The organism is Phyllobacterium sp. P5_D12, assembly GCF_054049495.1.
In genome coordinates this window covers 1-785 of the sequence record NZ_JBFUMG010001073.1, presented here as the reverse complement: position 1 = coordinate 785, position 785 = coordinate 1, and the positions used below count along the sequence as shown (strand labels likewise).

The 785-nt window shown below is 55.8% G+C and carries 1 protein-coding gene; it reads right to left on the bottom strand.

The window, feature by feature from the left end; translation table 11 throughout:
- Positions 1-100: 100 nt before the first annotated feature.
- Positions 101-785: GntR family transcriptional regulator (locus tag ACXJ5O_RS28775; RefSeq protein ID WP_457302883.1), on the bottom strand; the 685-nt coding region annotated here is incomplete at its 5' end.

The following is a 785-nucleotide window of genomic DNA, read 5'->3' as shown; positions in this document are numbered from 1 at the left end:
GCCAGTCTCACGGCACAGGCGCGGCCAATATCGCGTGCGCCACCGGCGACGATTGCGGTCTTGTTCTTGAACATTCATTTCATTCCTTCGGAGAGATTTCTTATCCAGCGATACCGATTTGAGTTTTTGGTTGAGGACGGCTCACCGATTCAATGTAGCTCCACAGCGCATGGTCCTCGCCAAGCTCCCAGATGCGTTTGTCGACTTCACCTAGATGATTGCGGATCGCGGCCGAGGCGCGGCCCGGATCACGTGCTGCAATGGCGTCGACTATTTCCTCGTGCTGACCAATGACCGTTTCGGTACGCCGTACGCCGAGACGGTTCTTCAAGCTACGAATGCGGTCGACTTCAACCTTGGCAACTTCCATGATCGGGACGAGCCCTTTCAATCCTGCAGCTTTGAGAATAAGCGCGTGAAACTGCTCGTCGCATAAGAAGAATTCCCAGTAAGCCTCATTGTCCAAGGCCTCGCGCTGCCGGGCAAGGTTCGCCTTCATGCGTATGATGTCTTCGTCCGACCGAAGAGCTGCCGCCTGAGCCACTGCAGCCACTTCGATATGCAAGCGAGCAAAACAGCCCTCCCGGAACCGCTCAATATTGATAGGAGCTACTCTGGTTCCGCTTTTGGGCACGACGGTTACAAGGCGCTCCTCTACCAGCCGTATCAATGCTTCGCGGATTGGCGTCTTGCTGACGTTAAGGCAACGCGCAATGTCCTTTTCCGAAAGTGCCGCTCCAGGACGCAAACGAACTTCGACAATTGCTGTCCGCAAGGCCCGGTGC